This window comes from Paracoccus sp. Z118 (assembly GCF_019061185.1).
Taxonomy (GTDB): domain Bacteria; phylum Pseudomonadota; class Alphaproteobacteria; order Rhodobacterales; family Rhodobacteraceae; genus Paracoccus.
The window spans coordinates 1-26,015 of record NZ_JAHQZU010000023.1 but is presented as its reverse complement, the minus strand read 5'-3'; the positions used below and the strand labels follow the sequence as shown (position 1 = coordinate 26,015).

At 68.0% G+C, this 26,015-nt stretch carries 23 protein-coding genes and 2 tRNA genes; 14 read left to right on the top strand and 11 right to left on the bottom strand.

The annotated features are described in order from the left end of the window. Positions 1–19 precede the first annotated feature (19 nt). The 4 genes from KTN05_RS18710 to KTN05_RS14390 are packed head-to-tail and all read left to right on the top strand — an operon-like array spanning position 20 to position 2,867. Positions 20–193, top strand: coding sequence for a GNAT family N-acetyltransferase (locus KTN05_RS18710; RefSeq protein ID WP_371823375.1), 174 nt, complete (start codon positions 20–22; stop codon positions 191–193). Continuing rightward, positions 194–325 carry a GNAT family N-acetyltransferase gene (locus tag KTN05_RS18705; RefSeq protein WP_371823374.1) on the top strand — a complete coding sequence of 44 codons (132 nt, stop codon included), beginning with the start codon at positions 194–196 and terminating at the stop codon, positions 323–325. 13 nt (positions 326–338) lie between these two features. Continuing rightward, complete coding sequence (locus KTN05_RS14395; protein ID WP_217330098.1) at positions 339–1,301, top strand: pirin family protein; 963 nt, start codon at positions 339–341, stop codon at positions 1,299–1,301. A gap of 45 nt (positions 1,302–1,346) precedes the next feature. Then, positions 1,347–2,867 carry a VOC family protein gene (locus KTN05_RS14390; protein WP_217330097.1) on the top strand — a complete coding sequence of 507 codons (1,521 nt, stop codon included), beginning with the start codon at positions 1,347–1,349 and terminating at the stop codon, positions 2,865–2,867. A gap of 174 nt (positions 2,868–3,041) precedes the next feature. Here KTN05_RS14390 and KTN05_RS14385 read toward each other — a convergent pair whose 3' ends face one another. After that, the gene (locus KTN05_RS14385; protein WP_254368235.1) at positions 3,042–5,003 is read right to left on the bottom strand and encodes a protein-L-isoaspartate(D-aspartate) O-methyltransferase; all 1,962 of its coding nucleotides are present in this window, start codon (positions 5,001–5,003) and stop codon (positions 3,042–3,044) included. A gap of 176 nt (positions 5,004–5,179) precedes the next feature. Between KTN05_RS14385 and KTN05_RS14380 the strand changes: the two genes are divergently transcribed. Next, positions 5,180–5,668: a GNAT family N-acetyltransferase gene (locus KTN05_RS14380; protein WP_217330096.1), complete on the top strand. Its 489-nt coding sequence runs from the start codon at positions 5,180–5,182 to the stop codon at positions 5,666–5,668. A 50-nt stretch (positions 5,669–5,718) separates the two neighbouring features. Continuing rightward, positions 5,719–5,795, top strand: a tRNA-Arg gene (locus KTN05_RS14375). A 56-nt stretch (positions 5,796–5,851) separates the two neighbouring features. On the opposite strand, the gene KTN05_RS14370 is transcribed toward KTN05_RS14375, so the two are convergent. Both KTN05_RS14370 and KTN05_RS14365 read right to left on the bottom strand, forming a co-directional pair. Next, positions 5,852–6,598 (bottom strand): Bax inhibitor-1/YccA family protein, encoded by a 747-nt coding sequence (locus KTN05_RS14370; RefSeq protein ID WP_217330095.1) that lies wholly within the window; start codon positions 6,596–6,598, stop codon positions 5,852–5,854. A 107-nt stretch (positions 6,599–6,705) separates the two neighbouring features. After that, entirely contained in the window at positions 6,706–7,707 is a 1,002-nt protein-coding gene (locus KTN05_RS14365; RefSeq protein WP_217330094.1) for an NADPH:quinone oxidoreductase family protein, read from the bottom strand. 113 nt (positions 7,708–7,820) lie between these two features. On the opposite strand from KTN05_RS14365, the gene KTN05_RS14360 reads away from it, so the two are divergent. The 5 genes from KTN05_RS14360 (at position 7,821) to KTN05_RS14340 (ending at position 15,173) form a co-directional block, all read left to right on the top strand. Next, positions 7,821–8,177 carry a helix-turn-helix domain-containing protein gene (locus tag KTN05_RS14360; RefSeq protein WP_217330093.1) on the top strand — a complete coding sequence of 119 codons (357 nt, stop codon included), beginning with the start codon at positions 7,821–7,823 and terminating at the stop codon, positions 8,175–8,177. Between the two features lie 89 nt (positions 8,178–8,266). Further along, positions 8,267–9,106 carry a histidinol-phosphatase gene (gene hisN, locus KTN05_RS14355; protein ID WP_217330092.1) on the top strand — a complete coding sequence of 280 codons (840 nt, stop codon included), beginning with the start codon at positions 8,267–8,269 and terminating at the stop codon, positions 9,104–9,106. Positions 9,107–9,230: 124 nt separating this feature from the next. Further along, on the top strand, positions 9,231–10,613 hold the full coding sequence (gene mgtE / locus KTN05_RS14350; RefSeq protein WP_217330091.1) for a magnesium transporter: 1,383 nt from the start codon (positions 9,231–9,233) through the stop codon (positions 10,611–10,613). Further along, positions 10,598–11,143 carry a 5-formyltetrahydrofolate cyclo-ligase gene (locus KTN05_RS14345; protein WP_217330090.1) on the top strand — a complete coding sequence of 182 codons (546 nt, stop codon included), beginning with the start codon at positions 10,598–10,600 and terminating at the stop codon, positions 11,141–11,143. The genes mgtE and KTN05_RS14345 overlap by 16 nt, the downstream gene beginning before the upstream one ends. A gap of 388 nt (positions 11,144–11,531) precedes the next feature. Then, complete coding sequence (locus KTN05_RS14340) at positions 11,532–15,173, top strand: vitamin B12-dependent ribonucleotide reductase (protein ID WP_217330089.1); 3,642 nt, start codon at positions 11,532–11,534, stop codon at positions 15,171–15,173. A gap of 250 nt (positions 15,174–15,423) precedes the next feature. Here the strand turns inward: KTN05_RS14340 and KTN05_RS14335 are convergent, their stop codons facing one another. The 6 genes from KTN05_RS14335 to KTN05_RS14310 form a co-directional block, all read right to left on the bottom strand. After that, positions 15,424–16,191: an ABC transporter permease gene (locus KTN05_RS14335; protein ID WP_217330088.1), complete on the bottom strand. Its 768-nt coding sequence runs from the start codon at positions 16,189–16,191 to the stop codon at positions 15,424–15,426. A 7-nt stretch (positions 16,192–16,198) separates the two neighbouring features. Next, positions 16,199–17,428 (bottom strand): ABC transporter permease, encoded by a 1,230-nt coding sequence (locus tag KTN05_RS14330; RefSeq protein ID WP_217330087.1) that lies wholly within the window; start codon positions 17,426–17,428, stop codon positions 16,199–16,201. Continuing rightward, positions 17,362–18,501, bottom strand: coding sequence for an ABC transporter ATP-binding protein (locus tag KTN05_RS14325; protein ID WP_217330086.1), 1,140 nt, complete (start codon positions 18,499–18,501; stop codon positions 17,362–17,364). The genes KTN05_RS14330 and KTN05_RS14325 overlap by 67 nt, the downstream gene beginning before the upstream one ends. A 50-nt stretch (positions 18,502–18,551) precedes the next feature. After that, positions 18,552–19,616: an ABC transporter substrate-binding protein gene (locus KTN05_RS14320; RefSeq protein ID WP_217330085.1), complete on the bottom strand. Its 1,065-nt coding sequence runs from the start codon at positions 19,614–19,616 to the stop codon at positions 18,552–18,554. Positions 19,617–19,687: 71 nt separating this feature from the next. Further along, the gene (hisD, locus tag KTN05_RS14315) at positions 19,688–20,968 is read right to left on the bottom strand and encodes a histidinol dehydrogenase (RefSeq protein WP_217330084.1); all 1,281 of its coding nucleotides are present in this window, start codon (positions 20,966–20,968) and stop codon (positions 19,688–19,690) included. 76 nt (positions 20,969–21,044) lie between these two features. Continuing rightward, a complete protein-coding gene (locus KTN05_RS14310; protein WP_217330083.1) occupies positions 21,045–21,221 on the bottom strand; it encodes a hypothetical protein in 177 nt (58 codons plus the stop codon). 185 nt (positions 21,222–21,406) lie between these two features. Here KTN05_RS14310 and KTN05_RS14305 point away from each other — a divergent pair, with 185 nt between their 5' ends. Next, complete coding sequence (locus KTN05_RS14305; RefSeq protein WP_217330082.1) at positions 21,407–22,351, top strand: DnaJ C-terminal domain-containing protein; 945 nt, start codon at positions 21,407–21,409, stop codon at positions 22,349–22,351. Then, entirely contained in the window at positions 22,348–22,731 is a 384-nt protein-coding gene (locus KTN05_RS14300) for a chaperone modulator CbpM (protein WP_254368234.1), read from the top strand. Before KTN05_RS14305 ends, KTN05_RS14300 begins: the two co-directional genes overlap by 4 nt. 3 nt (positions 22,732–22,734) lie before the next feature. Here KTN05_RS14300 and KTN05_RS14295 read toward each other — a convergent pair whose 3' ends face one another. Then, positions 22,735–23,754: a LacI family DNA-binding transcriptional regulator gene (locus KTN05_RS14295; protein ID WP_217330081.1), complete on the bottom strand. Its 1,020-nt coding sequence runs from the start codon at positions 23,752–23,754 to the stop codon at positions 22,735–22,737. A 99-nt stretch (positions 23,755–23,853) separates the two neighbouring features. Between KTN05_RS14295 and KTN05_RS14290 the strand changes: the two genes are divergently transcribed. Beyond that, positions 23,854–23,930: transfer RNA gene (locus KTN05_RS14290), tRNA-Arg, on the top strand. A 177-nt stretch (positions 23,931–24,107) separates the two neighbouring features. Here the strand turns inward: KTN05_RS14290 and KTN05_RS14285 are convergent. Further along, positions 24,108–25,955 (bottom strand): TniQ family protein, encoded by a 1,848-nt coding sequence (locus KTN05_RS14285; protein ID WP_217330080.1) that lies wholly within the window; start codon positions 25,953–25,955, stop codon positions 24,108–24,110. Positions 25,956–26,015 lie beyond the last annotated feature (60 nt).

Below are 26,015 nucleotides of genomic sequence, written 5' to 3'. Positions count from 1 at the left end.
GCCAGCGAGAGGGATGCCCATGACCAGCCCGACTTCAAACGGCCTTGCCATCCAGCGCGAGGAAGGCGACAGCAAGGGCCGCTATGTCGTGCATCTGGACGGCGCCGAGGCCGAGCTGACCTATTCCCGAGCGGGCGACTCCATGATCATCATCGATCACACCGAGGTGCCGGGTGCGATGCGCGGCAGCTAGGTGGGACAGGCGCTCGTGCGCCGGGCGGTCGAGGATGCGCGGGCCGGGGGGCGTTCCATCGTCCCGCTCTGCCCGTTCGCTAAGGCGCAGTTCCAGCGCCATCCCGAATGGCACGATGTGCTGAAACGCTGAACAGGAGACGACGATGAGCTGGAGCCCTTGCCCCGACCCGACCCTCGGCGTGCCGACCACCGTGGACGCCATCGAAAAGCTGATCATTCCCCGCGCCGTCGATCTGGGCGGGATGGAGGTGCGCCGCGCGCTGCCGTCCACCAAGCGGCAGATGGTCGGTCCGTTCATCTTCTTCGACCAGATGGGCCCGGCCGAGTTCCTGACCGATGAGGGCATCGACGTGCGCCCGCATCCGCATATCAACCTCGCCACCGTCACCTACCTGTTCGACGGCCGCATCCGGCACCGCGACAGTCTCGGCACCGACCGCGAGATCGAGCCGGGGGCGGTCAACTGGATGCAGGCGGGCCGGGGCATCGTCCATTCCGAGCGGACGGACGAGGAACGCCTCCGCACCGGCCAGCGGCTCTTCGGCATCCAGACCTGGGTGGCGCTGCCCGAGGCGCAGGAGGAAAGCGATCCCGGCTTCGTCCATCACGGGGCCGAGGCGCTGCCGGTGATCGAGGATCACGGCATGACGGCCCGGCTCATCGCGGGCGAGGCGTTCGGGGCCAGATCGCCGCTCGCCACGCCGTCCGAGACGCTTTACGCCGATATCCGGCTCGCCCCCGGTGCCAGTCTCGCGATCGAGCCTTCGGTCACCGAACGCGCGCTCTATACCATCTCGGGCGAGCTCGACGTGGCCGGTCAGGTCTTTCCGGCGGCCAACCTGCTGGTCCTGCGGCCCGGCGACCAGATCGTCATCCGCGCCGTCGGCGAGGCCCGCGTCATGCTGTTCGGCGGCGAGCCGATGGACGGCCCGCGCTGGATCTGGTGGAACTTCGTGTCCTCGCGAAAGGAGCGGATCGAGCAGGCGCAGGAGGAATGGCGCCGCGGCCGGTTCGAGACCGTGCCGGGCGACGAGACGGATTTCATCCCGCTGCCCGAAACGAACACCAAGCCGCGCCGGGCGCTCGGCGGGGTGTTCTATCCGTAGGGATCGACGCGGGGCCGAAGTCCCCGGAACGTGATGGAGCGACCCATGACCTCTGGCATCCACCACGTCACCGCGATCAGTGGCAACGTCCAGCGCAACGTCGATTTCTACGCGGGCTTCCTTGGCCTGCGGCTGGTCAAGCAGACCGGCGGGTTCGAGGATGCCGAGCAGTTGCACCTGTTCTATGGCGACCGGCTGGGCAGCCCCGGATCGCTCGTCACCTTTCTGGTCTGGCAGGACGGCGCGCTCGGCCGCGTGGGGCTGGGCCAGGCCAGCGAGATCGCCCTCGCCATCCCGCACGCCAGCATCGGCGAGTGGCTGCAACGCGCCATGACGGCGGGAGTGCCCGTCACCGGCCCCGCGCGCGAACTGGGCGAGCCGGTGCTGCGCCTGCGCGACCCGGACGGGATCATCGTCAAGTTGGTGGGCGCGGACCTGCCCGCCGCCGCGCCTCTGCCGGACGCGAACGCCCCCACGCGTATCCGCTCGGTCACGATCCTGACCGAGGATGCCGCCGCGACCGCCGGTTTCGCGGAACGCTTCGGCTATCGCGTGGCGCTGCGGGATGGCCCCTTCACCCGGATGCAGTCGGACAGCGACGTCATCGACCTGCGCCAGTCGGCCGGTTTCGTCACGGGCGGCCCCGGCACCGGGGTGATCGACCACGTGGCCTTCCGCGCCCCGGATGCGGAGGCCGTGCAGCGGATGCGGCTGGACCTGCGCGGCGCCGAGGGGGCGACCAGCGTCCATGACCGCAAGTATTTCCTGTCGCTCTATGTCCGCGAGCCGGCGGGCACGCTGTTTGAATATGCAACGGACCGGCCGGGCTTCACCGTGGATGAGCAGCCGGATCATCTGGGCGAGACCCTGATGATCCCGCCGCATGACGCCGCCCGCGCCGCGGACCTGCGCGTGATGCTGCCGCAATTCGCCCGGCCGGGCGAGGAAAGGATGCCGATGCGCGATCTGCCCTTCGTCCACCGTTTCCACCGTCCCGACGATCCCGACGGGACGGTGATGGTGCTGCTGCATGGAACAGTCGGCAACGAGGCCGACCTGATGCCGCTCGCCGCGCGGCTGAACCCTCGGGCGACTTTGCTGGGGGTGCGCGGCCGATCGACCGAGGAGGGAATTTCCCGCTGGTTCCGCCGCATCGACGCCGTGACCTACGATCAGCAGGACATCCGCGCCGAAGCCGCGGCCTTCGCCGGTTTCATCGAGGATGCCGTCCGGGGCTACGGCCTCGACCCGGCGCGGATGACGTATGTGGGCTATTCCAACGGCGCCAACCTGCTGGGCGCGATCCTGCGGCTGCATCCGGGCGTCATCGCCTGCGCCGTCCTCTTGCGCGGGATCGAAGTGCTGGAGAACCCGCCGAAGCCCGACCTGACCGGCACGCGCGTCCTGCTGCTGACCGGCGCCCGCGATCCTTACGGGCGACTCGCGCCGCCGCTGGAAGCCTCGCTGAGGGCTGCGGGCGCCGATCTGGATGCGCGGGTGATCCCCGCCGGGCACGAGCTTGCGGCGGAGGATCTCGACATCGCCAAAGACTGGATCGCGAGCTGATTGCCGGACGCGAATGCTGGCGATTGCCAGCGTGGGGTCCCGCCGTGCAGCTGACGATGTTGCCGCAACGGGGCGGCGGGTCAGCCGGATGCCGCTATTCCAGTCAATGCCGCCAAGGAACGTCGGCATATGCCGATGTTCCTTCAGACCACGCGCGGCCCCGCCCGGACCCGGTCACAGCCCTGTCGGATAGGTCTCCGCATCCTCGGGGTCCGCCCTCGCCGCCGGGTCCGCGTCGCCGCCATGCGAGGTCGGCTCAAGCGCCGAGCTGCGGTCGAACCAGACCCAGGCATCGAACTGGCGGGGCAGGTCGGCCTCCATGTAGTGGCTCGCCCGCTCGCTTTCAGGGCGGTAGATCACGCCGATGAAGCGCTCGATCAGGTCGCCCGGCAATCGCTCCGCGCGGGCGAGATCGGCGACGAAGCGGGGGATGCCGGTCTCGCGGCACAGGGCCTCCCAGCTGCCGGGCAGCGGCGGGCGGATGTCCATCACCTCCATCTCGGCCCCCCAGTCGTCCGCCGCTGCGACGGTGCCCGCGCCGGTCCCGAAGCCGATCAGCGCGGCCTCGTCGCCGAAGCGCTCGCGGCAGAGCTGGCCGAGGTTCAGCTCGCCCCGGTCGCGCCCCATGGCCGTCGCCCGCGCGTCGCCGATATGCGAGTTATGGGCCCAGACGACGGCCCGCGCATTCGGGCCGCGCGCCGCCAGTATCCGCTCCAGCGTCTCGAGCATGTGCCGGTCGCGCAGGTTCCACGAGGCGGCGCCCCCCTGATACATGACGCGGTAATAACGCTCGGCCGCGCTGACGAGGCGGGCGTTCTGGGCGGCGTCCAGATAGCTGTCGGGGTCGCCGTCGATGCCGCGTTGCAGGATCTCGCGGCATTGCAGGGCCACCGCCTGCTCGCAGCTGTCGTAGCGCCGGCGCAGCACCGCGCTGCCGTAATGGGCGGGCTCGTCGGCCCAGGGCGTCAGGCAGCCATAGCGGTCGCGGGCGATCCGGGCCGCTTCCGGGTCGTGCCGGTCGAGATAACCCAGCACCGCGTCGATGGACGCCCCGAGACTGTAGAGATCCAGCCCGTAAAGCGCCGCGCGATCCTCGGGTTCCCGGCCCGCGTTCTCGTGCCGCAGCCACTCGACCAGCGCGGCGAATTCGGTGTTGCGCCACATCCAGCGGGGGAAGCGCTGAAAAGGGGGTTCGGCCGGGAGGGGGCCGGGCCGCTGGCGGATGCGGCGGTCCAGCACGGCCATGTCGGGCCAGTCAGCCTCGCAGGCGATGATGCCGAAGCCGTGGCGGCTCACCAGCCGCCGGGTGATGGCGGCGCGGGCGCGATAGAACTCCGCCGTGCCGTGGCTCGCCTCGCCGAGCAGGATCACCCGGCGATCCGCGAACCGGTCGAACAGCGCCGCGAAGTCGTCGTCGATCCCGGCGAAGGGCTCGGCGATGCGGGCGATGGCGGCTGCCTGGCCGGTCGGCGCGGGGCGCGGCGCTGCGGGATCGGCGAAACCGCCCGCGCCGATCAGGGGAACGAAGGCAACGCCGCCCAGATCGTCGCGCTCGAACCCCGTATCCGTTCGCCGCAGCCGCACGAGCCGTTGCGCCCCGCCGCGCTGACCCACCGGCATGACGAGCCGACCGCCGGGGGCGAGCTGCCCGCGCAGCGCATCCGGTATCCCCGGCCCGGCGGCGGCGACGAGGATCGCGTCGAACTGCCCGCCCTCGGGCCAGCCGTTCGAGCCGTCGTCGTGGCGGATGTCCACGTTGTCGTAGCCCAGCCCCGTCAGCCGTTCCCGCGCGGCCTCGGCCAGCGGCCCGATCCGCTCGACCGCGCGGACCTCTGCGGCCATGCGGCTGGCGACCGCGGCGGCGTAGCCCGAACCCGCCCCGACCTCCAGCACGCGGTCACGCGGCCCGATCCCGGCCGCCTCCAGCATCAGCGCCACGATATAGGGTTGCGAGATGGTCTGCCCCTCGCCGATCGGCAGGGGGCGGTCGGCATAGGCTTGCGGCGCGTGGGCCGGGTCCACGAACGCCTCGCGCGGAACCTCGCGCATCGCGTCCAGCACGCGCGGGTCGCGGACGCCGCGCCCTTCGATCTGCGTGGCCACCATCCGGTGGCGTTCCGTCATGCGGTCAGGCATCGCCGCCTCCCTCGGCGGTGAGTGTAGCACGGGGCGGGCGGCGATTCACCGGCCCCGTGGGCTGGCGGGCCGCTTGCGGCTTGCGTGACGGTTGGGGCCGTGGCAGAGGCTGCGCGATTGACGGCCCTCTGCGCCAAGATGCCGGAGGCCGCGAAGTTCCGGGCGGGGCGTGAACCATGATCCAGTCTGCAGTCGTGCCCGGCACTGCCGTCACCATCACGCAGGAAAGCCCGCTTTCCAGCGATCTGGACGTGCTGTTCCAGCGTCACGCGCTGGCGATGTACGAGGACACGCCGCCCGAATCCATCCACATGCTGCCCCGCGAGGATCTGGCCCGGCCCGAAATCGCCTTCCTCGTCCTGCGCGATGCGGGCCGCCCGGTTGCGATGGGGGCGCTGAAGCGGATCGGGGCGGATCATGCCGAGATCAAGTCGATGCACGTGCTGGCCGAGGATCGCGGGCGCGGGTTTTCGCGGCTGATGCTGGCCGCGCTGCTGGACCATGCGCGGGGGCAGGGGCTTTCGCGGGTGTCGCTGGAAACCGGCGTGCAGCCGAGCTTCGCGGCGGCGAGGGCGCTCTATGCCCGCGCGGGGTTCGTGGAATGCGGCCCGTTCGAGGACTATGGCCCCGATCCCAACAGCCTGTTCATGACGATGACGCTGTGACCGCGCGGCTTGCGCCGGGGGGCGGTTTGTCGCTAATCAGCGGCCGGCAAGGCCCCGTAGCTCAACTGGATAGAGCAGGCGACTTCTAATCGCCAGGTTGAGGGTTCGATTCCTTCCGGGGTCGCCAAAGAAAAGGGCCGGCGCGATGCCGGCCCTTTCGTCGTTCTGCGGGTCAGGCCGCGATCACTCGCGCTGGCCCATGAAGCTGAGCAGGAACAGGAACAGGTTCAGGAAGTCGAGATACAGGGTCAGCGCGCCCATGATGGCGGTCTTGCCCAGGAACTCGCTGTCCGAGCCCGCCAGCTCCAGATAGGTGTTCTTGATCCGCTGCGTGTCGTAGGCGGTCAGCCCCGCGAAGATCAGCACGCCGAGCGTCGAGATGGCGAACTGCATCGCGCCCGAGCCCATGAAGATGTTGATGATCGAGGCGATGATCAGGCCGATCAGGCCCATCATCAGGAACCTGCCCATGGCGGTCAGGTCGCGCTTGGTGGTGTAGCCGTAGATCGACAGCCCCGCGAAACCCGCGGCGGTCGCCACGAAGGTCTGCACGATCGACATGTTGGTATAGGCGATGAAGATCCAGCTGAGCGAGGCGCCCATCGCCGCCGAGAAGGCGTAGAACAGCAGCGTCGCGCCCGAGGTGGACAGGCGGTTCAGCGCCGCGCCGAAGGCGAAGACCATCACCAGCGGCAGGAACATCAGCACCCATTTGAGGGGCGAGAAATAGATCGCGCGGCCCAGTTCGGTCGCGGTGCCGTCGGCGCCGATGGCCAGTTGGTTCAGCCCGAACGCAGTCACCGCCGTGACGAGCATCCCGATGCTCATCAGCGAATAGACCTTGTTCATGTAGCTGCGCAGGCCCTCGTCGATGGCGGCACTGCGCGCGGCAGCGGTGCCGCTGCGGGGGAATGCGTTGTAATCGGCCATATGAAGCTCCCTCTGGCGTATCGTCTGCGGATGCGCCGCAGTTGTCCCCGAATATCAGGCGCGGGGGGCCTCGTTTCAACCTTTCATCGGCCCTGCTGACGATGTTTTCAGATCGTCAGGACGACTTTTCCCGTGACCTTGCGGTCCTTGAGCAGCGCGTAGGCCTCGGCCGCCTGCGTCAGCGGCAGGACCGCCCCGACATGCGGGCGCAGCAGGCCCCGCGCCTGCATCCCGAACAGCGCCAGCAGGCTGCCGCGCAGCGCCGCCGGATCGAGGCTGCGGTAGCCGCCCCAGTAGAAGCCGTGGATCGCGATGTTCTTGACGAGCGCATGGTTCAGCGGCAGCACCGGCGGCTTGCCGCCCGCGAAGCCGATGACCAGAAAGCGCCCGCCCGGCCGCAGCGCGCCGAAGGCGGCAAGGCCGGGCGCGTCGCCGACCGGATCATAGACGACATCGCAGCCGCCAAGCGCCTTCAGCGCGGCGCGCAGGTCACCGGCCGCGTCGCTGTCGATGGTCTCGGCCGCGCCTGCCGCCCGCGCGGCGGCCAGCTTTTCGCCGCCGCGGGCGATGGCGATGACGCGGGCGCCCATCGCGGCGCCGATCTCGACCGCCGTCAGCCCGACCCCGCCGCCCGCGCCGAGGACGGCCAGCGTCTCGCCGGCTTGCAGGTTCGCGCGCGAGGTCAGCGCCAGATGCGAGGTGCCGTAGGCGATCGGAAAGCCCGCCGCCGCCTCCCAGCCGAGCGTGTCGGGGATCGGCAGGCAGTTCCCTGCGTCGAAAATCCCCCGCTCGGCGAGCGTGCCCTGCTGCGCAACCGCAACGCGCTGTCCGACCGCCAGCCCGAGCGCGGGGGCGATGCCGGGGCCGAGCGCCTCGATCTCGCCCGCGCCTTCCAGTCCGGGGACGAACGGGTATGGCGGAGTATCCTGATACCGTCCGTCAACCATCAACAGGTCGGCGAAATTCAGCGCCGCCGCCCGCAGCCGGACCTGCACTTGTCCAGGTCCGGGCGGCTGATTCGGCTGCTCGGACAGCGCCGGCGCGGCCCCTTTCGAGGCGATTATCAGCGCATGATGGCTGCCGGAGGGCGCGAGGTCGAGACAATTCATGGTTGCACCTGTATATTTGGGCAAGTGGCGCATTCTACGGATCACAACCCCGATCGGATGTGCCAGACAGTATCTATGTGCAGGCGGTTTCACTTTTGTAACGGGTTCAAGACATGGCACACTCTGTAGATCTTCACGTTGGGCGTCGCATCCGGCAGCGCCGGTGGCTGGTGGGCATGACCCAGCAGCAACTCGCCCAACGCGTGGGTATCAAGTTCCAGCAGATCCAGAAATACGAAACCGGCGCGAACCGCGTCTCGGCCTCCCGCCTGTGGGAGATCGCCGAGGTGCTGAGCGTGCCGCCTTCGTATTTCTTCGAGGGGCTGACCGATGATGGCGTCAGCGCGCCGGCCCCCGATGTGCTGAACGACAAGGAGGCGCTGCAACTCATGCGCTCCTACTTCGCGATGCCGCAGGCGCAGCGGCGCCAGATCTACGAACTGGCGCGGGTGCTGTCGCACGCGGCCTGAAGATGGCGGCCTGACGAGGGTTCGGCAGGGTCATCTGGTTCCTTCGGGCGCGGGCCGCTATGGTGGCCCCGCCTCAACCCGGAGCCGCCATGACCCATCCGTTCCTTCCGGCAGAGCCGCAGGCAGAGCATCATTCCGAACTGATCGACGTGGCGCATGAGCTGGCCGACGCGGCGGCGGCGGCGATCCTGCCGTTCTTCCGCAGCGCCGATCTTCTGTCCGACAACAAGGCGGCGGCGGGCTACGATCCCGTCACGCAGGCCGACCGCGCCAGCGAATCCGCCATGCGCGCGATCCTGGCCGCCAAGCGCCCGGCTGACGGCGTTCTGGGCGAAGAGTTCGGGGCGGCGCCCGGCACCTCCAGCCTCACCTGGGTTCTGGACCCCATCGACGGCACCCGCGCCTTCCTGTGCGGCGCGCCGAGCTGGGGCGTGCTGATCGCGGTCGCGGATCGCGACGGCTGCCCGCTTTACGGCCTCATCGACCAGCCCTGGACCGGCGAGCGGTTCGAGGGCGGGCTCGGCCGCGCCAGCGCCCGCTCACCCCACGGGGTGCGGCATCTGGCCGTCCGCCGGGGGCGCAGCCTTGCCGAAGCCACGCTGATGACCACCTATCCCGAAATCGGCAGTCCCGCGGAAAGCGAGGCGTTCCGCCGCGTCTCGGCGCGGGCGCGGCTGACCCGCTACGGGATGGACTGCTATGCCTACGCGCTGCTGGCGCTGGGGCAGGTCGATCTGGTGATCGAGGCGGGCTTGCAGGCCTATGACATCGCCGCGCCCATGGCGGTGATCGAGGCGGCGGGCGGGATCGTCACAGACTGGTCCGGCGGCCCCGCATGGCATGGCGGACAGGTGATCGCCGCCGCGACTCCCGAACTGCACCGGCAGGCCATGGCGCTGCTGGCGGGCGACGAAATCGTGGCGGGCTGACCTTCACCCGCCGACATCTCGCGGCGATGCGTTGCGGGCCGGTGCCGGGCGTTGCTATGGTCCGCGCGCGGCCGCAGGCGGCTTTGCAACCACCCCAGACCCCTCCGACCCCACGAGGTGCCGCATGACCGATCCGCGCCCCCGCGACCCCGAGTCCGGGGATGACTTCGCCCCCACCCGCGGACTGATCGCCGAGATCGAGGATTCGGTGGATGCGGGCGACGCCGCCCGGCTCGACGCCCTGCTGGAGCCGCTGCACCCCGCCGACATCGCCGACCTGATCGAGCAGTTGACCCCGAAGCGCCGGGCCGGGTTCGTCCAGCTCTATTCGCGCGAGATCGACGGCGAGATCCTGTCCGAGATCGATGAGTCGATCCGCGAGGACGTGATCGCGCTGCTGCCCGCCCATGTCCTGTCCGACGCCGTGCGCGAGATGGACAGCGACGATGTGGTCGATCTGGTCGAGGACCTGGAGGGGCCGGGGCGCGAGACGATCCTTGCCGCGCTGGACCATTCCGACCGGGCGGCGGTGGAACAGTCGCTGACCTATCCCGAATACTCGGCCGGGCGCCTGATGCAGTCCGAGGTCGTGACCGCCCCGGAGCACTGGACGGTGGGCGAGACGATCGACTTCATGCGGTCCGAGGAGTGGTTGCCCGACCAGTTCTATCACGTGATCCTCGTCGATCCGCGCCGCCACCCCATCGGCTACGTCACGCTCAGCCGGCTGCTGTCGATGCCCCGCGCGCGCAGGCTGCGCGACCTGACCGAGGACAGCTTCCGCACCATCAACGTGCTGCAGGACGAAGGCGAGGTCGCCTATGCCTTCAACCAGTATCACCTGATCTCGGCCCCGGTGGTCGATGCCGATGGCCGGCTGGTCGGCGTCATCACCATCGACGACGCCATGAACGTGCTGGACGAGGAGCACGAGGAAGACGTGCTGCGCCTTGCCGGGGTGGGCGAGGAAAGCCACGTGAGCGACACCGCCCTCCAGACCGCGCGCCAACGCTTGCCGTGGCTGGTGGCCAATCTGTTCACCGCCTCGCTGTCGGCGATGGTCATCACGATGTTCGAGAACACCATCGCGGCTCTGGTGACGTTGGCGGCGCTGATGCCCATCGTGGCCTCGACCGGGGGTATCGCCGGCACGCAGTCGCTGGCGGTGTCGGTGCGCGGGCTGGCGACGCGCGACCTGAACAAGGGCAATGCCCGCCGGGTGGTCACCCGCGAGCTGTTCGCGGGGCTGCTGAACGGGCTGGGGCTGGCGATCCTGCTGGCATCGGGGGCGTTCCTGCTGTTCGGGGACCCGCTGCTGGGGATGGTGCTGGCGGCGGCGATGATCGTGAACCAGATCGTCGCCGCGCTGGCGGGGGTGCTGATCCCGCTGCTGCTCAGCCGGATGGGGCTGGACCCGGCGCTGGCTTCGGGGACGTTCGTCACGACGCTGACCGACGTGATGGGGTTCTTCGCCTTTCTCGGGCTGGCGACATGGGTGCTGCTGTGACCGACAAGGCGGCGATGCGCGCGCGGGCGATGGCCGCGCGGGCGCGGGGCGGCGATCAGATGGCGCTGGACGCGCGGCTGACGGCGGCGCTCGCGCCTTTTGCCGGGCGGGTGCTGGCGGGCTACTGGCCGATGCGGGGCGAGGCCGACCCGCGCCCGGCAATGGCCGCCCATGACGGGCCGCTGTGCCTGCCGGTGGTGGTCGCGCCTGCCACGCCGCTGATCTTCCGCCGATTCGCCGATGAGCTGGAGCCGGGGGCCTTCGGCACCTCGCACCCGCCGGAAACGGCCGAACTCATGGTGCCGCAGGTGCTGATCGTGCCGCTGGTGGGCTTTGACCGGCAGGGGCACCGGCTGGGCTATGGCGGCGGCTTCTACGACCGCACACTGGCCCAGCTTCGCGCGGGCGGCGGCCGCGTCGTCGCCATCGGCCTTGCCTGGGCGGGGCAGGAGCTTGCCGGCATCCCGGCCGAGCCCACCGACGAGCGGCTGGAGGCCATCGTCACGGACGCCGAAACGCTGAAATTCTGACGCACGGGCTGGGGACAACCCTGTGGAAAGCCGGTGAGATGACGCGGCCAAGCCGGTGCACCGCTTGGGCAAACGCGTTTTCCACCGCGGCACGGAGCCGCCCGTTAACCATTTGAGTCGGGCAAGACCGCCCAAATCATCCTGCGGTTGTCAAAGCATTTGATTGCCATTCGGGCAAATTTTCAGGTTGCGGCACCAGCATCATGGGTTCATCTTGTGCGAGCCGGACCTGAGACCCACCAAATCTAGTGCCGTGGCCTAGACGGTGGACAGACCCGGGAACAGACAGCACGAACGCGCCGGGCAGGAAGCCGCGGCGGCATGGCGCGGGCCGTGCCGCAGGCACTGTCCACGGCGCTTGGGACATGGACAGATCGGGACAGGCGACATGAAGATCGAACGGCGTTTCACCACCTCCGACCGCGGCGCTTACGGCGACATCGCGTTCACCAGGACGACCAGCGAGATCCGCAATCCCGATGGCACCGTGGTGTTCCACAACGACGCCGTGGAAGTCCCCGAGGGCTGGAGCCAGGTCGCCTCGGACGTGATCGCGCAGAAATACTTCCGCAAGGCCGGCGTTCCCGCCGCGCTGAAGCGGGTCAACGAAAAGGGCGTGCCCGAATTCCTGTGGCGCTCGGTCCCCGACGAGGCGGCGCTGGCGAAGCTGCCCGAAGGTCAGCGCTTCACGGGCGAATCCTCGGCGCGGCAGGTCTTCGACCGGCTGGCCGGCGCCTGGGCCTATTGGGGCTGGAAGGGCGGCTATTTCACCGCCGAATCCGACGCCCGCGCCTATTACGACGAGATGCGCCACATGCTCGCCCGGCAGATGGGCGCGCCGAACTCGCCGCAGTGGTTCAACACCGGGCTGCATTGGGCCTATGGCATCGACGGGCCGAGCCAGGGTCATTTCTACGTCGATTTCCAGACCGGCAAGCTGGTCAAGTCGGACTCGGCCTATGAGCATCCCCAGCCGCATGCCTGCTTCATCCAGTCCGTTTCGGATGATCTGGTGAACGAGGGCGGCATCATGGACCTGTGGGTCCGGGAAGCGCGGCTGTTCAAGTATGGCTCGGGCACCGGCACCAACTTCTCGTCGCTGCGCGGCGAGGGCGAGAAACTGTCGGGCGGCGGCAAATCCTCGGGGCTGATGGGCTTCCTGAAGATCGGCGACCGCGCGGCGGGCGCGATCAAGTCGGGCGGCACCACGCGCCGCGCGGCCAAGATGGTGATCTGCGACATGGATCACCCCGATATCGAGGCGTTCATCAACTGGAAGGTCATCGAGGAGCAGAAGGTCGCCTCGCTGGTCGCCGGGTCGAAGCAGCACGAGGCGAAGCTGAACGAGATCTTCGCCGCCATCCGCCAGTGGGACGGGGTTGCGGAGGGCGCGACCGACCCTGCCAAGAACGCTGCGCTGAAGACCGCGATCCGCAGCGCCAAGAAGGCGATGATCCCCGAAACCTACATCAACCGGGTTCTGCAATATGCCCGCCAAGGCTTTGATTCGATCGAGTTCCCGACCTACGATACTGACTGGGACTCGGAAGCCTACGCAAGCGTTTCGGGCCAGAACTCGAACAACTCGGTCCGGGTCACCGACGCCTTCCTCAAGGCGGTGCGCGAGGATGCCGACTGGGCGCTGATCCGCCGCACCGATGGCAAGACCGCCAGGACCGTCAAGGCGCGCGAGCTGTGGGACCAGATCGGCCATGCCGCCTGGGCCTGCGCCGACCCCGGCATCCAGTTCCACGACACGGTGAACGCCTGGCATACCTGCCCGGCGGACGGGCCGATCCGCGGCTCGAACCCCTGCTCGGAATACATGTTCCTGGACGACACGGCCTGCAATCTCGCGTCGATGAACCTGCTGACCTTCCTTTCGGACGGCAAGTTCGATGCTGACGGTTATGTCCATGCCACCCGCCTCTGGACCGTCACGCTGGAGATCAGCGTGCTGATGGCGCAGTTCCCCTCGAAGGAGATCGCGCAGCGCAGCTACGATTTCCGCACGCTGGGCCTCGGCTACGCCAATATCGGCGGGCTGCTGATGAACCTCGGCCTATCCTATGACAGCGATGAGGGCCGGGCGCTGTGCGGCGCGTTGACCGCGCTGATGACGGGCGTTTCCTACGCGACCTCGGCCGAGATGGCGGGCGAGCTTGGCCCGTTCCCCGGCTATGCCCGGAACGCCGACGCCATGCTGCGGGTGATCGGCAACCACCGCGCGGCGGCGCACGGAACCGGTGCCTATGTCGGCGTGAACGTCGCCCCGGTGGAGCTGGACGTCGAGAACTGCCCCGACCCGCGGCTGGCGCAGATGGCGCAGGCGGCGTGGGACGAGGCGCTGACGCTGGGCGAGGAGCACGGCTTCCGCAACGCGCAGGTTTCCGTAATCGCCCCGACCGGCACCATCGGTCTGGTGATGGACTGCGACACCACGGGAATCGAGCCCGACTTCGCGCTGGTCAAGTTCAAGAAGCTGGCCGGCGGCGGCTATTTCAAGATCATCAACCAGTCGGTGCCTGCGGCGCTGGAAACGCTCGGCTACCCCTCGGCCCAGATCGAGGAGATCGTGGCTTACGCTGTGGGCCACGCATCCTTGGGCAACTGCCCCGGCATCAACCACGCCGCGCTGGTCGGCCACGGCTTCGGCCCGCGCGAGCTGGAAAAGGTGGATGCGGCGCTCGCCTCGGCTTTCGATATCCGCTTCGTCTTCAACCAGTGGACGCTGGGCGAGGAGTTCTGCAAGGGCACGCTCGGCATCCCCGCCGGGAAGCTGAACGATCCGTCCTTCGACCTGCTGCGGCATCTCGGTTTCACCAAGGCGCAGATCGACGCTGCGAACGACCATGTCTGCGGGACCATGACGCTGGAAGGCGCGCCGCACCTCTCGCCCGAGCATTACGCGGTCTTCGACTGCGCCAATGCCTGCGGCAAGACCGGCACCCGCTACCTGTCGGTGGACAGCCACATCCGCATGATGGCGGCGGCGCAGAGCTTCATCTCGGGCGCGATCTCCAAGACGATCAACATGCCGAACACGGCCACGATCGAGGACGCGCTGGCTGCATATGAGCTGTCGTGGTCGCTCGGCATCAAGGCCAACGCGCTCTACCGCGACGGGTCCAAGCTGTCGCAGCCGCTGGCTTCGGCGCTGGTCGAGGATGACGACGAGGCGGCCGAGGTGCTGGAAACCGGCAACGCCCACGAAAAGGCCGCGGTCATCGCCGAGAAGATCGTCGAGCGGATCATCGTCAAGGAAGCCGTGCGCAGCCACCGCGAAAAGCTGCCGTCCCGCCGCAAGGGCTATACCCAGAAGGCGCTGATCGGCGGCCACAAGGTCTATCTGCGCACCGGCGAATACGACGACGGCAAGCTTGGTGAGATCTTCATCGACATGCACAAGGAAGGCGCGGGCTTCCGGGCGATGATGAACAACTTCGCCATCGCCGTGTCGGTGGGCCTGCAATACGGCGTCCCGCTGGAGGAGTTCGTGGACGCCTTCACCTTCACCCGGTTCGAGCCTGCCGGGATGGTGCAGGGCAACGACTCGATCAAGAACGCGACCTCGATCCTGGACTACATCTTCCGGGAACTGGCGGTGTCGTATCTGGACCGCACCGACCTTGCGCATGTGAAGCCCAACGGCACCAGCTTCGACAGCCTCGGCGGCGGCGTGGCCGAGGCCCGCAACGTCGCGCCGGCGGGCGAGGAGAAGTCCCGCTCGCTGGAGATGCTGCGCCAGATCAGCTCGACCGGCTATCTGCGCAAGCGTCTGCCGCAGGAACTGGTGGTGCTGCAGGGCGGCGCGTCGGCGGTGGCGATGACCTCGGGCATGGCCGAGGGCGCGGCGGTGTTCCAGACAAGCGCCGTCGAGGTCGCCACGCTGTCCATGGACGCCCGCGCCAAGGCGAAGATGCAGGGCTACGAGGGCGATCCCTGCGGCGAATGCGGCAACTACACGCTGGTCCGCAACGGCACCTGCATGAAGTGCAACACCTGCGGCGGCACGAGCGGCTGCAGCTGAGAGATCGGGTCGGGGCGCAGGGTTGCGCCCCCATCATCCAGCGCGGGGGGAAGGTGCTCCCCGCGAGCGAGATCCCTTTTCCGGGATATGGCGAGAAGAACCCTGAGCAGCATAAACCTTCCCGCGCGTCGCAGGATGCGCGGGTCTTTCGCTGGTAAACGGTCTGGTGAAGCGGGTCAGGCGGGCCATGACCGCGCTGGCTCGGCAAGGAACACCTCGGGGCCGGCGAGATAGATCGTCCGCATCTGCGTCAGGCCCGCTTGCGGCGCAGCAGAAGCAGCGCGGCCGCGACCAGCACCGTGCCGACGATGATGATGAAGGCGGCCGAGGCGATGGCGGGGCTGATATTCTCGCGCAGGGACGAGAACATCTGCCGCGCCAGCGTCCGCTGGTTCGGGCCGGCGACGAACAGCGTCAGCACCACCTCGTCCAGCGATGTGGCGAAGGCCAGCGCCGCGCCGGACAGGACGCCCGGCATCGCCAACGGCAGCGTCACGAGGGCAAATACGCGGGGCGGCGACGCGCCGAGGCTTTCGGCGGCACGCTCGACCCGTGGGTCGATCCCCGCCAGCGCGCCGGAAACCGAAATCAGCACGAAGGGAATGGCGATCACGGTATGGGCCGCGATGACCGAGAAATAGGTCGAGTTGATCCCCACCCGCACGAATATCGCCTGCATGCCGACGCCCAGCACCACGGCGGGCACCACCATCGGCAGCAGGAACAGGGTCTGGATCTGCCCCCTCAGCCCCAGCCCGAGCGACCGCAGACCCAGCGCCGCCAGCGTTCCCAGCGCCGTCGCCAACACGGTCGTGCTGCCGGCGATGATGAGGCTGTTCAGGATCGCCCGGCTCCAGACGCTTCTGACCACCAGCTCCTCGAACCAGCGCAGCGAGAACGACGGAATCGGATAGGTCAGGAACGCGCTCGACGTGAAGGCGAGCGGCAGGATGACGAGCAGCGGCGCGACCAGGAAGAAGATGATCAGCGCGGCGTATATGGCCCTGGCGAGTTTCATGCCCGCGTCACCTCGTCGGGACCGGATCGCGCGAGAGCCGGTTGTAGAGCGCGTAAAGCAGCAGCGTCAGCACCAGCAGAATCAGGCCGAGCGCGGCCGCCATGCTCCAGTTCGCGGATTGGGTGGCGTAGAAGGCGATGACCGACGAGATCATCTGGTCCGACGCGCCGCCGACCAGCGCGGGGGTGATGTAGTAGCCGATCGACGACATGAAGACGAGCAGCATCCCCGAGATCATGCCCCGCAGCGACAGCGGCAGCAGCACCCGCAGGAAGGCGCGGACGGGATGCGCCCCGAGCGATGCGGCGGCGCTCATCAGGTTGCCGGGAACGGTCAGCAGCACCGAATAGATCGGCAGCACCATGAACGGCAGCAGCACATGGGTCATGGCGATGACTACGCCGGCCCGGTTGTAGATCAGCACCAGCGGGTCCGAGATGATGCCGATTCCCATCAGCACCTGGTTGATGATGCCGCTTTCCTGCAGGATGATCATCCACGCCGCCGTCCGCACCAGAAGCGAGGTCCACAGCGGCAGCAGAACGGCGGCGATCATCACCGCCCGTTTCCACCCCGTCACCGACGCCGCAATCATCGCATAGGGCAGGCCGATCAGCAGGCAGCACAGCGTCACGATGGCCGATATCCACAGCGTGCGCAGGATGATGGTCCGGTTCGCGGACGAGCCGGCGGGCATCGCCTCGATCTCGCCGCTGCCGGCCCGTTGCAGGTCCAGCGCCGACAGCAGGAAGGCGTCGGTATAGGGCGAGGCGTTGTCCTGGATCGCCTTCCAGAAGGCGGTCTCGCCCCAGCGGTCGTCGATCTCGATCAGCGCGATGTCCGGGGTCTCGCGCACCTCGCGGACGGTCTTGCCCATCAGCGAGCGAAAGCCCGATTGCGACGAGTTGAGCCGCCGCGTCACGTCGCCCATCGCCATGTCGTCCGTATTGGCGACGATGTCTTCGCGGAACGCGGCCTGAACCTCGTCGGACGGGACGCCCTCGCCACCCCAGCCGCCGATCTCGGCCGCGGTTCGCGGCAGGACGCGGGAAATCGCCGGGTCCGACACGGCCTGCCAGATGACCGAGACGAGCGGCCAGACGAAGAACAGGCCGAGGAACAGCAGCAGCGGCGACATCAGCAGGAAGGCGCGGGGGCGCGACAGGCGGTTCATGGCGCGATGACCCAGCCGTCCGCCTCGTCGAAGCTGACCGCCACCTTCGCGCCGGGCGTCCATTCGGCATCCTTGCGGCCAAGCTGCGCGACCAGCCGCCCGACGCTGCTGTCGATCACGACGCGCAGATGGTCGCCCTGATAGATGATGTCCGCGATCTCGCCGCGGGCGATGTTCGGCCCGTCGATGGCGGCATCGGCGGCGCCGATCCCGATCCGCTCGGGGCGCAGGGACAGCAGCGCCTCGGCCCCCGGCGCAAGGCCGGGCACCCCGCGGGCCCGGCAGATGCTGCCATCGGGCAGGGCGAAGGTGATGGCGCGCCCGTCGATGGCGCGCACCTTGCCGGCAAGCAGGTTGGTCTCGCCGATGAACTCGGCCACGAAGCGGTTGGCCGGGCTGTCATAGACGTGGCGCGGCGGGGCGCATTGCTGGATCTGCCCCTGATTGAAGACGGCGATCCGGTCGGACATGGTCAGCGCCTCGTCCTGATCGTGGGTCACGAAGATGATCGTCAGCCCCAGCCGGTGATGCAGCTCGCGGATGTCGAGCTGCATCTGCTCGCGCAGCTGCTTGTCGAGCGCGCCCAGCGGCTCGTCCATCAGCACCACGCGCGGCTCGAACACCAGCGCGCGGGCCAGCGCCACGCGCTGCTGCTGCCCGCCCGAAAGCTGGATCGGCAGCCGGCCCGCGAAGGGGCCGAGCTTGACCATCTCCAGCGCGCGGGCCACCCGGTCGGCCACCTCGGCCCTGGGGGTTCCGCGCATTTCCAGCGGAAAGGCGACGTTCTTCGCCGCCGTCATATGCGGGAACAGGGCGTAGTTCTGGAACACCACGCCCATGTCGCGCTTGTAGGTGGGCAGGTCGTTGATCCGCTGTCCGTCCAGCCGGATCTCGCCCCCGGTGACGGTCTCGAACCCGGCCAGCATCATCAGCAGCGTCGTCTTGCCCGAGCCGGAGGGGCCGAGCAGGCTGACGAACTCGCCTTGCGCGATGTCGAGTTCCAGATCCTCGACCACCCGGAGCGAGCCGAAATCCTTCGTGACCTTGGAAAAACTGATGAAATCGTCGGCCACAAGCCCCCCGGTGCACTGGGTTCGGGTGCCCTGCGCCGTGGCGGGCGGGCTCCCGGCATTCATTCTTGGCGCAGGCGGAAAAGCCGCCGTTTTACCGGCGGCTTTCCTTCGGGTTACTGCGCGATCCAGGCGTTGAAGCGCTCGGTCAGCTCTTCGGAGTTGTCGGTCCAGAAATCGACATCCAGCGGGATCGCGACTTCGAGGTTGGCCGGATGGGTCGGCAGGTCCACGGCCAGTTCGTCGGGCACCATCTCGGCCGCCGCGATCACCGGAAGACCGTAGGCCACGAACTCGGGAATGCGCGACAGACGCTCGGGCGACTGGGTGAAGGCGATGAAGTCCATGCCTGCCTCGGCGTTCTCGGCCCCGGCGAGGATCACCCAGCTGTCCACCGCATACATCGACTGCGGCCAGACCACCTTGAGGTTCGTCCCCTCGGAGCGGTTCAGCCCGGTGATGCGGCCGTTATAGACGCTGGACATCACCACGTCGCCCGTCTGCAGCATCGACAGCGGCTGCGCCCCGGCTTCCCACCAGATCAGGTCCGGCTTCAGCTCGTCCAGCTTGGCGAAGGCGCGGTCCACCCCTTCGGGCGTCGCCAGCACGTCATAGACCTCGGCCGGTTCGACGCCATCGGCCATCAGCGCCGCTTCCAGCGCGTATTTCACCGTCTTGCGCATGGCGCGCTTGCCCGGAAACTTCTCGGTGTCCCAGAAATCGGCCCAGCCCTGCGGACCCTCGCCGGTGATGCGGTTGCCGTCATAGCCGATGGCGACCGACCAGACGATATGGCCCGCGCCGCAATCCGACGCGCCGCCGGGAATATAGGAATCCTGCCCGCCGAGTTTTTCCCAGTCCAGCGGCTCATAGATGCCGTCGGCGCAGCCGAGCGCCAGTTCCTCGGCCTCGACCTGCACCACGTCCCAGTTGGGCTGGCCGGCGCGGACCTTGGCCTGCAGCACGCCGTAGCCGCTGTCCCAGCTTTCCTCCAGCAGCGGCTTGCCGGTCTGTTCCGCGAACGGCTTGAAGAACAACTCGCGCTGCGCGTCCTGGAAGGTGCCGCCGAAGGACGCGACCGTGAGATCGCGGGCCTGCGCCGCCGTGCCGGCGAGCGCGAGCGCCGCCGCACCGATGGCCAGACCTCGGCCGAGCTTCCTCATAGGCTTGGTGTTTTTCATGTTTATTTCCCCCCTGTGCGCAGAGACTAGAACGGAGTTTTGCATCAGAACAAGCGTCTTGATCGACAATCTCAGTTCCGTTCCAGTCGGAATGCCGCCGCCCGGCGGTGGCCTTCCAGCCCCTCCGACGCGCTCTGCCGGATGGCGGGCATGGCTATGGTGGCAAGCGCCGCATCCTCGATCCACTGATACGTGCAGACCTTCACATAGGCGCCGACCCACAGCCCGCCGGTATAGCGCGCCGCCGCCATCGTGGGCAGCGTGTGGTTGGTGCCGATGCACTTGTCGGAATAGACGACCGACGCGTTCTCGCCGATGAACAGCGATCCATAGCTCGACAGCTTCAGTGCGAGGCCCTGTGCATCCTTCGTGTGGACCTGAAGATGCTCGGCGGCGATCTGGTCGGAACAGGCGATCATCGTCTCCTCGTCCGGGACCAGCGCGATCTCGCCATAATCGCGCCAGGCCGCGCCCGCGACCTCGCCGGTGGGCAGGTCCGGCAACTGGCGCTCGATCTCGGCCAGCACCGCCTCGGCCAGCGCCCGGTCGGTGGTGATGAGGCCGACGCGCGTTCGCACGTCATGCTCGGCCTGCGCGAGCAGGTCGGTGGCGATCATGCGCGCGTCCCCGGTCTCGTCGGCGAGGGTGTAGATCTCGCTCGGGCCGGCGAGCTGGTCGATGCCGACCGGCCCGAAGACCTGCCGCTTTGCCTCGTTCACATAGGCGTTGCCAGGGCCGACGATCTTGTCCACCTTCGGGATCGTCTCGGTGCCGTGGGCCATCGCGGCGATCGCCTGCGCCCCGCCGACCCGGAAGATGCGGTCGGCCCCGGCCATGTGGCACCCGGCGATCATCGCGGGATGCGCGTTGGGGGGCAGGCAGGCGATCACCTCGCGCACGCCCGCGACCCGCGCGGGAACGATGGTCATCACCGGTGCGGACAGCAGCGGATAGCGCCCGCCCGGCACGTAAGCCCCGACCCGCTCGATGGGGATCACGCGGTGGCCCAGATGGACGCCCGGCAGGATCTGAACCTCCAGCGGCAGGATGGTGCCAAGCTGCGCCTTGGCGAAGGCGGTGACGTTGTCGATGGCGAACTGCGTGTCGGCGCGTGTCTGCGGGTCCAGCGCCGCGACCGCCGCCTCACGCTCCTCGGGCGAGACTTCGAGGCGGTCCAGATCGGCGGCGTCGAACCGCCTGGAATAGTCCCGGACCGCCGCATCGCCCCGCGCGGCGACCGCGGCGAGGATTTCCTTCACCGTCGCCTCGATGGCGCCGCTGTCCGTCGCCGCGTCGCGCGAGGGCGCCTTGATGTGGATGATGCGGGATTGGAGAGAGATGTCGGAATCCATCGGGTCGTTTCCTTTTTGATGTGAATGGCGCCGCTCGCGCCTTGATCCGCTCGCCCTTTCAGATCGAACCACGGGCCTAGCTGGCGAACACGTCATGCCGCTCGCAGGTGATTTCGACCTGAAAGCGGCTCTGGCGCAGCATGCCATCGGGATGGGCCAGGTAGCCCATGCCGAGCGATTTCCGGCTGCGGCGGTCATAGCCGCCCGATGGAATCGAGGCGACGGTGGCGACTTCGACCCTGGCATCGTTCATCCGTGACATCCCCTCCCCCGAGAGCGATGGTGCGATCCGGCAGCGGGATCAGGACGTCAGTTTCGCGCAAAATCAAGCCCCCGCGTGGGCCGGAACAGAGCAGGGTGACGCGCCGCCCGGCTGTCCGCTTGCATCCGAACTGGCGTTGACTACGTTCCAGTTCAGGTTTGCACGCGAGGTCGAGAATGGCGGACGATCCCTATGCCGCGCTGGGGGTGGCCAAGACGGCCAGCGATGCCGAGATCAAGAAGGCATATCGGCGGATCGCCAAGACGGATCACCCCGATCTCAACAGCGATCCGGCGGCGCAGGACCGCTTCAAGGCCGCCGCCGCCGCCTATGACCTGCTGAAGGACCCCGAGCAGCGCGCCCGCTTCGACCGGGGCGAGATCGACGCCCAGGGGCAGGAACGTCCGCAGCGGCGCTATTACCGCGATTTCGCGGAAGCTGGCGACAATCCCTATACCGGACCCCATCGCGGGCAGGCGAATTACGGCGATTTCTCGGACGTGTTCGAGGATCTCTTCGGCGGGCGGGCCGAGGCTCGGGCGGGCCGCGCCGGGGGCCGCTGGTCCGGCGGCGCGGGGAGCTTCGACATGCGCGGCGCCGATCACCGCTACAATCTGGAAGTGGACTTCATGACCGCCGCGCGGGGCGGCACCACCCGGATCACGTTGCCTGACGGTCACGCGCTCGACGTGCAGATTCCCGCCGGCACCCGCGACGGCCAGACCATCCGGCTGCGCGGCAAGGGCGGTCCCGGCATGGGCAACGGCCAGCCCGGCGACGCGCTGCTGACGATCAGCGTGGCCGACGATCCCGACTGGCGGCGCAATGGCGACGACATCGAAACGACGCTCGCCATCTCGCTTGACGAGGCGGTGCTGGGTGGCAAGGTCGAGGCACAGACCATCGACGGCCCGGTGATGCTGACCGTCCCGAAGGGGGCGAGCGGGGGGCAGCGGCTGCGGCTGCGCGGGCGCGGCCTCAAGCGCGCGAACGGGACACGCGGCGACCATCATGTCGAGCTGAAGATCGTCATGCCGCCGCGCATCGACGACGAACTGGCGCAGTTCATCACCCGCTGGCGAGAAGACCACGCCTATGATCCACGCAAGGGGGGTGCATGATGACGGACCCGGCCGAGCACGAGACCCGGCAGCCGCCGATGTCGCGGGATGAAATCCTGACCGCCGTTCCCGACCTGACCGAGGGCGAGCTCGACGCGCTGATCCGCGCCGGCGTCGTCCAGCCGGTCCATTCGGAACGCGGCCCGTTGTTCCGCGACATCGACGTGGCGCGGCTGCGGCTGATCCTTGAGATCGAGGCGTGCTACGATCTGGACGGCGACGGGCTTGCGCTGGTCATGTCGCTGATCGACCAGCTCAACGGGATGCGCGGCGACATGCGGGCGATGCTGCGCGCCGTCGCCACGGAAGCGCCCGAAACCCGCGCCCGCCTGCGCCGGGTGATCCGCGAGACCCGCGTGACGATCGACTGGACCGAGTAGCGGCTAGGCCAGCCGGATGGTGTCGCCCGGCAGGAAGGTCGGGGCCAGCGCGACCACCCCGCCATCCGGGCGGGGGTCCCGCCCCGCGACGATCCGCGCCGCCCGCCGGCCGATATCCAGCCGCCGCGCGTCGGTGGTGGCCAGCCGCACCGGCAGACCGTCCAGCAGGTCCACCCCGTTGAACCCGGCCAGTCCCAGCCGCCCCGGAATATCGAAACCCTGCTCGCGCGCCCAGATCAGCCCGCCGGCACCGATGATGTCGTTGGAATAATACAGGAAATCCAGATCCGGCTCGCGGGCGAGGATGCGTTCGGTCAGCTCGCGCCCCTTCGCCAGCGACGAGCCGCCCTGATAGAACTCGCGCGCCGCAAGCTGCACGCCCTGTTCGGCCAAGGCCGCCTCGAACCCGGCGAGCCGTTTGCGGGCGCGGTGATCCTCGGGCATGTGGGTGCCGATGAAGCCGATCCGCCGATAGCCGGCCCGCAGGATCGCGGCCGCCATCTCGCGCCCGGCGCGGCCGTGGCTGATGCCGACCGCCGTGTCGATCGGCGTGCCGTCCACGTCCATGATCTCGACGATCGGGATATTGGCGTTCTGAAGCATCGCCCGCGAGGCGCGGCTATGCTCCAGCCCGGCGAGGATCACGCCCGAGGGCCGCCAGCTCAGCATGTCGTAAAGCACCGCTTCTTCCCGCGCGGGGGCGTAGTTCGTGACGCCCACCACGGGTTGCAGCCCGGTATCCTCCAGCTCGGCGGAAATCCCGCCCAGCACGTCGGGAAAGACGAGGTTCGACAGCGACGGGATGACCACGGCCACGAGGTTTACCCGCTGACTCGCCAGCCCGCCTGCGATCTTGTTCGGCACGTAGCCGAGCGAGCGCGCCGCCGTCAGCACCTTCTCGCGCGTGGCGGGAGAGACATCGCCACGATTGCGCAGCACCCGGCTGACGGTCATCTCGCTGACCCCCGCCGCATCCGAGACGTCGCGCAGGGTCAGGGAACGCCGGGGTCTCTGGATCGTCATGGGGATGCCATCAAGGTCACGGAGTCCTGCGTTAGCGCATGACAATGCGCGCGGCAAGCTTGCCAAACGCCGCCCGCGCAGGCACTACTCTCCCCCGGCGGCCCCGTGGCTCAACTGGATAGAGCAGCCCCCTCCTAAGGGGCAGGTTACAGGTTCAAGTCCTGTCGGGGTCACCATGGCTATAATAATGTGTAGATTCGGCATAACCGTGCACGTTTTGGCGTTTTCGTGCACACCCCCTGTCAAGAGAAATCTTCAATGCTGAACATGGAATATAAGTAACTGCTGTTGTAGCGCGGGAATATTCGATGCGGAGCGCCTGACGCATTCCGTCCTCAGTTAGGCGCCTCCGCTCACGATTGCGACGAACGGGACACCAGGCAGTGTTTGGCTTCTCGGCGGAGGTAGATGCTGCCGTAGTTGCGTCCGTCCGGTGAGAAGGGCTTCACACCACCTGCCTTCAGAACTGCCCGTGCGCTATGCCAGTCCAGTCCGACCTCGGTCCCGATCGATGCGGGGGTCAGGAATGTCCGGTGGAAGGCCTCGACGTCCTCGTCTGTCACGTTGAACTGCATGCGATGGGTCGCGGGGTTCAGTTGCTTGACCGCTTGGATATGTCCTGCCTCGGCAAGTGCGCGCAGGGCTCGGCCATCGCGGAGCCCCATGCTGCGACCGAACGCGGCGAGCGAGAGCACAGCTGTGCGAGGGGCGGCAAAGGCGGGCGTAGCTTGGATCAAGCGCGTGACGTCGGCCTCCGAGACCTGGAAACTTCCATAACCGGTGCGTCCTACCGCTCTTCTGACCCGGACTGCTCCGGCGCGAATCGCGGCAATGATCTGGCCGACCGGTATTCCCTTCCGCACCTGCACGGAATGGATCTGCTCCCAGCCATCTTCGTCGTGGACGGCATTCTTGACGGAGAGCGCGTCGAGTTCGGACAGAAGCGCGAGGCCATCCGCAACGAGCCAGCGGGATTTGGTCGTGGCGATCCGTATCCGCGGCGTCAGGACACCGTCATGTTCCAGCGTCTGCAATTCACCCCGGGTGCACCCGATCGCGGCGCACATTGCTTTCGGCCCGACCAGCATCGGTATGTCATCCAGGAGCTGTCCGTAGGGCTCGGCGTCAAAGGTATTTCGGCTATCCGGCCGGGTGCCGTCAGCGTCAACGGCGCCGGCCTCGACCAGGAACTTCTTCATAAGTCGTTCAGGAACACGAGCCTCGCGCGCGGCGGTCCTGACGGAATGCAGACGTCTCGTTGCGACAGCCTTGCCGAGAAGCTTCTCGCCCGGGCCGATCGGCCCGACGTCTAGAATGCAGTTGCGAAGAATCCGGCGAAAGGGAAAGGAAGCCTTCTCGTCCCTGTAATCGACATCCAGCTTGACGAACAGCTCTCCGAAAGCTTTTGGCAGCTCGTCGAGAGACCCGGTGGCATCTGCCGCAAGCAGGTCGAGGGCCGAGCGAAACACAGCGTTTCCCTGGCTGATCACTTCGAAGCCGGCCGCTTGGGCCGGACGCAGCCGCCTGCGCGGGTTGTCCTCCTGCACATCCTGAAGGCGCAGGAGTTCTCCTCCGAGAATCCGGCAGATCGTCGTCGCGGCATAAAGGGAACGCGCCCCGAGGAATGTCTCGTCCGTGCCATCCTTGAGGCGCCGGTCCAGCCAGAGATCATAGGGGGTAAGCTCTTCGCACGGCAGATCGAGCTGCCCCGAATCGAGGGCATCCATCACTTCCGCCAGGCGCGCTCTGACGTCATGTCGCTTGTCGGGCGTGTCAACGCTCCAAGGAACGGACAGCGGCCGCTTGTGGCAGACACACATCGCGACTTCGCGCAGCTGCCAGTCCCCCCTCAGCGACATCGCCTCGAGTGAGCGAGGCGGAACGGCTGCGTCTTGGCGCAAGCAGTCGGGACAGCCTCGCAGGACCGGGTTCCGGAGTGCGCGAGAGACGAAAGTCTCGCCACGAAAGCGCATCCTGACGTCGCCGATCGGTTCCCCGGTCCATGACAGAAGCTCAGCCAGATGAACTGCCGTCAAACCGGTCCAGGCTGCCAACCGGCCGACGGCATCGGGATCCTGATTGAGCACGCGCCGAAACGACACTCCCAAGTCATAGCTCAGGTCCGGCGGTGTGACGCCTCTCGAAGCGGCGAGCCTAGACAGGTAAGAGGGGAGGGTTTCGCGACGAGCGGGGAAGAACATGCAATACAGCGGGGTAAGAGGCTAGGCAGTGTCCCAGCGGTTGGTGTAGGAGGCCGCGCG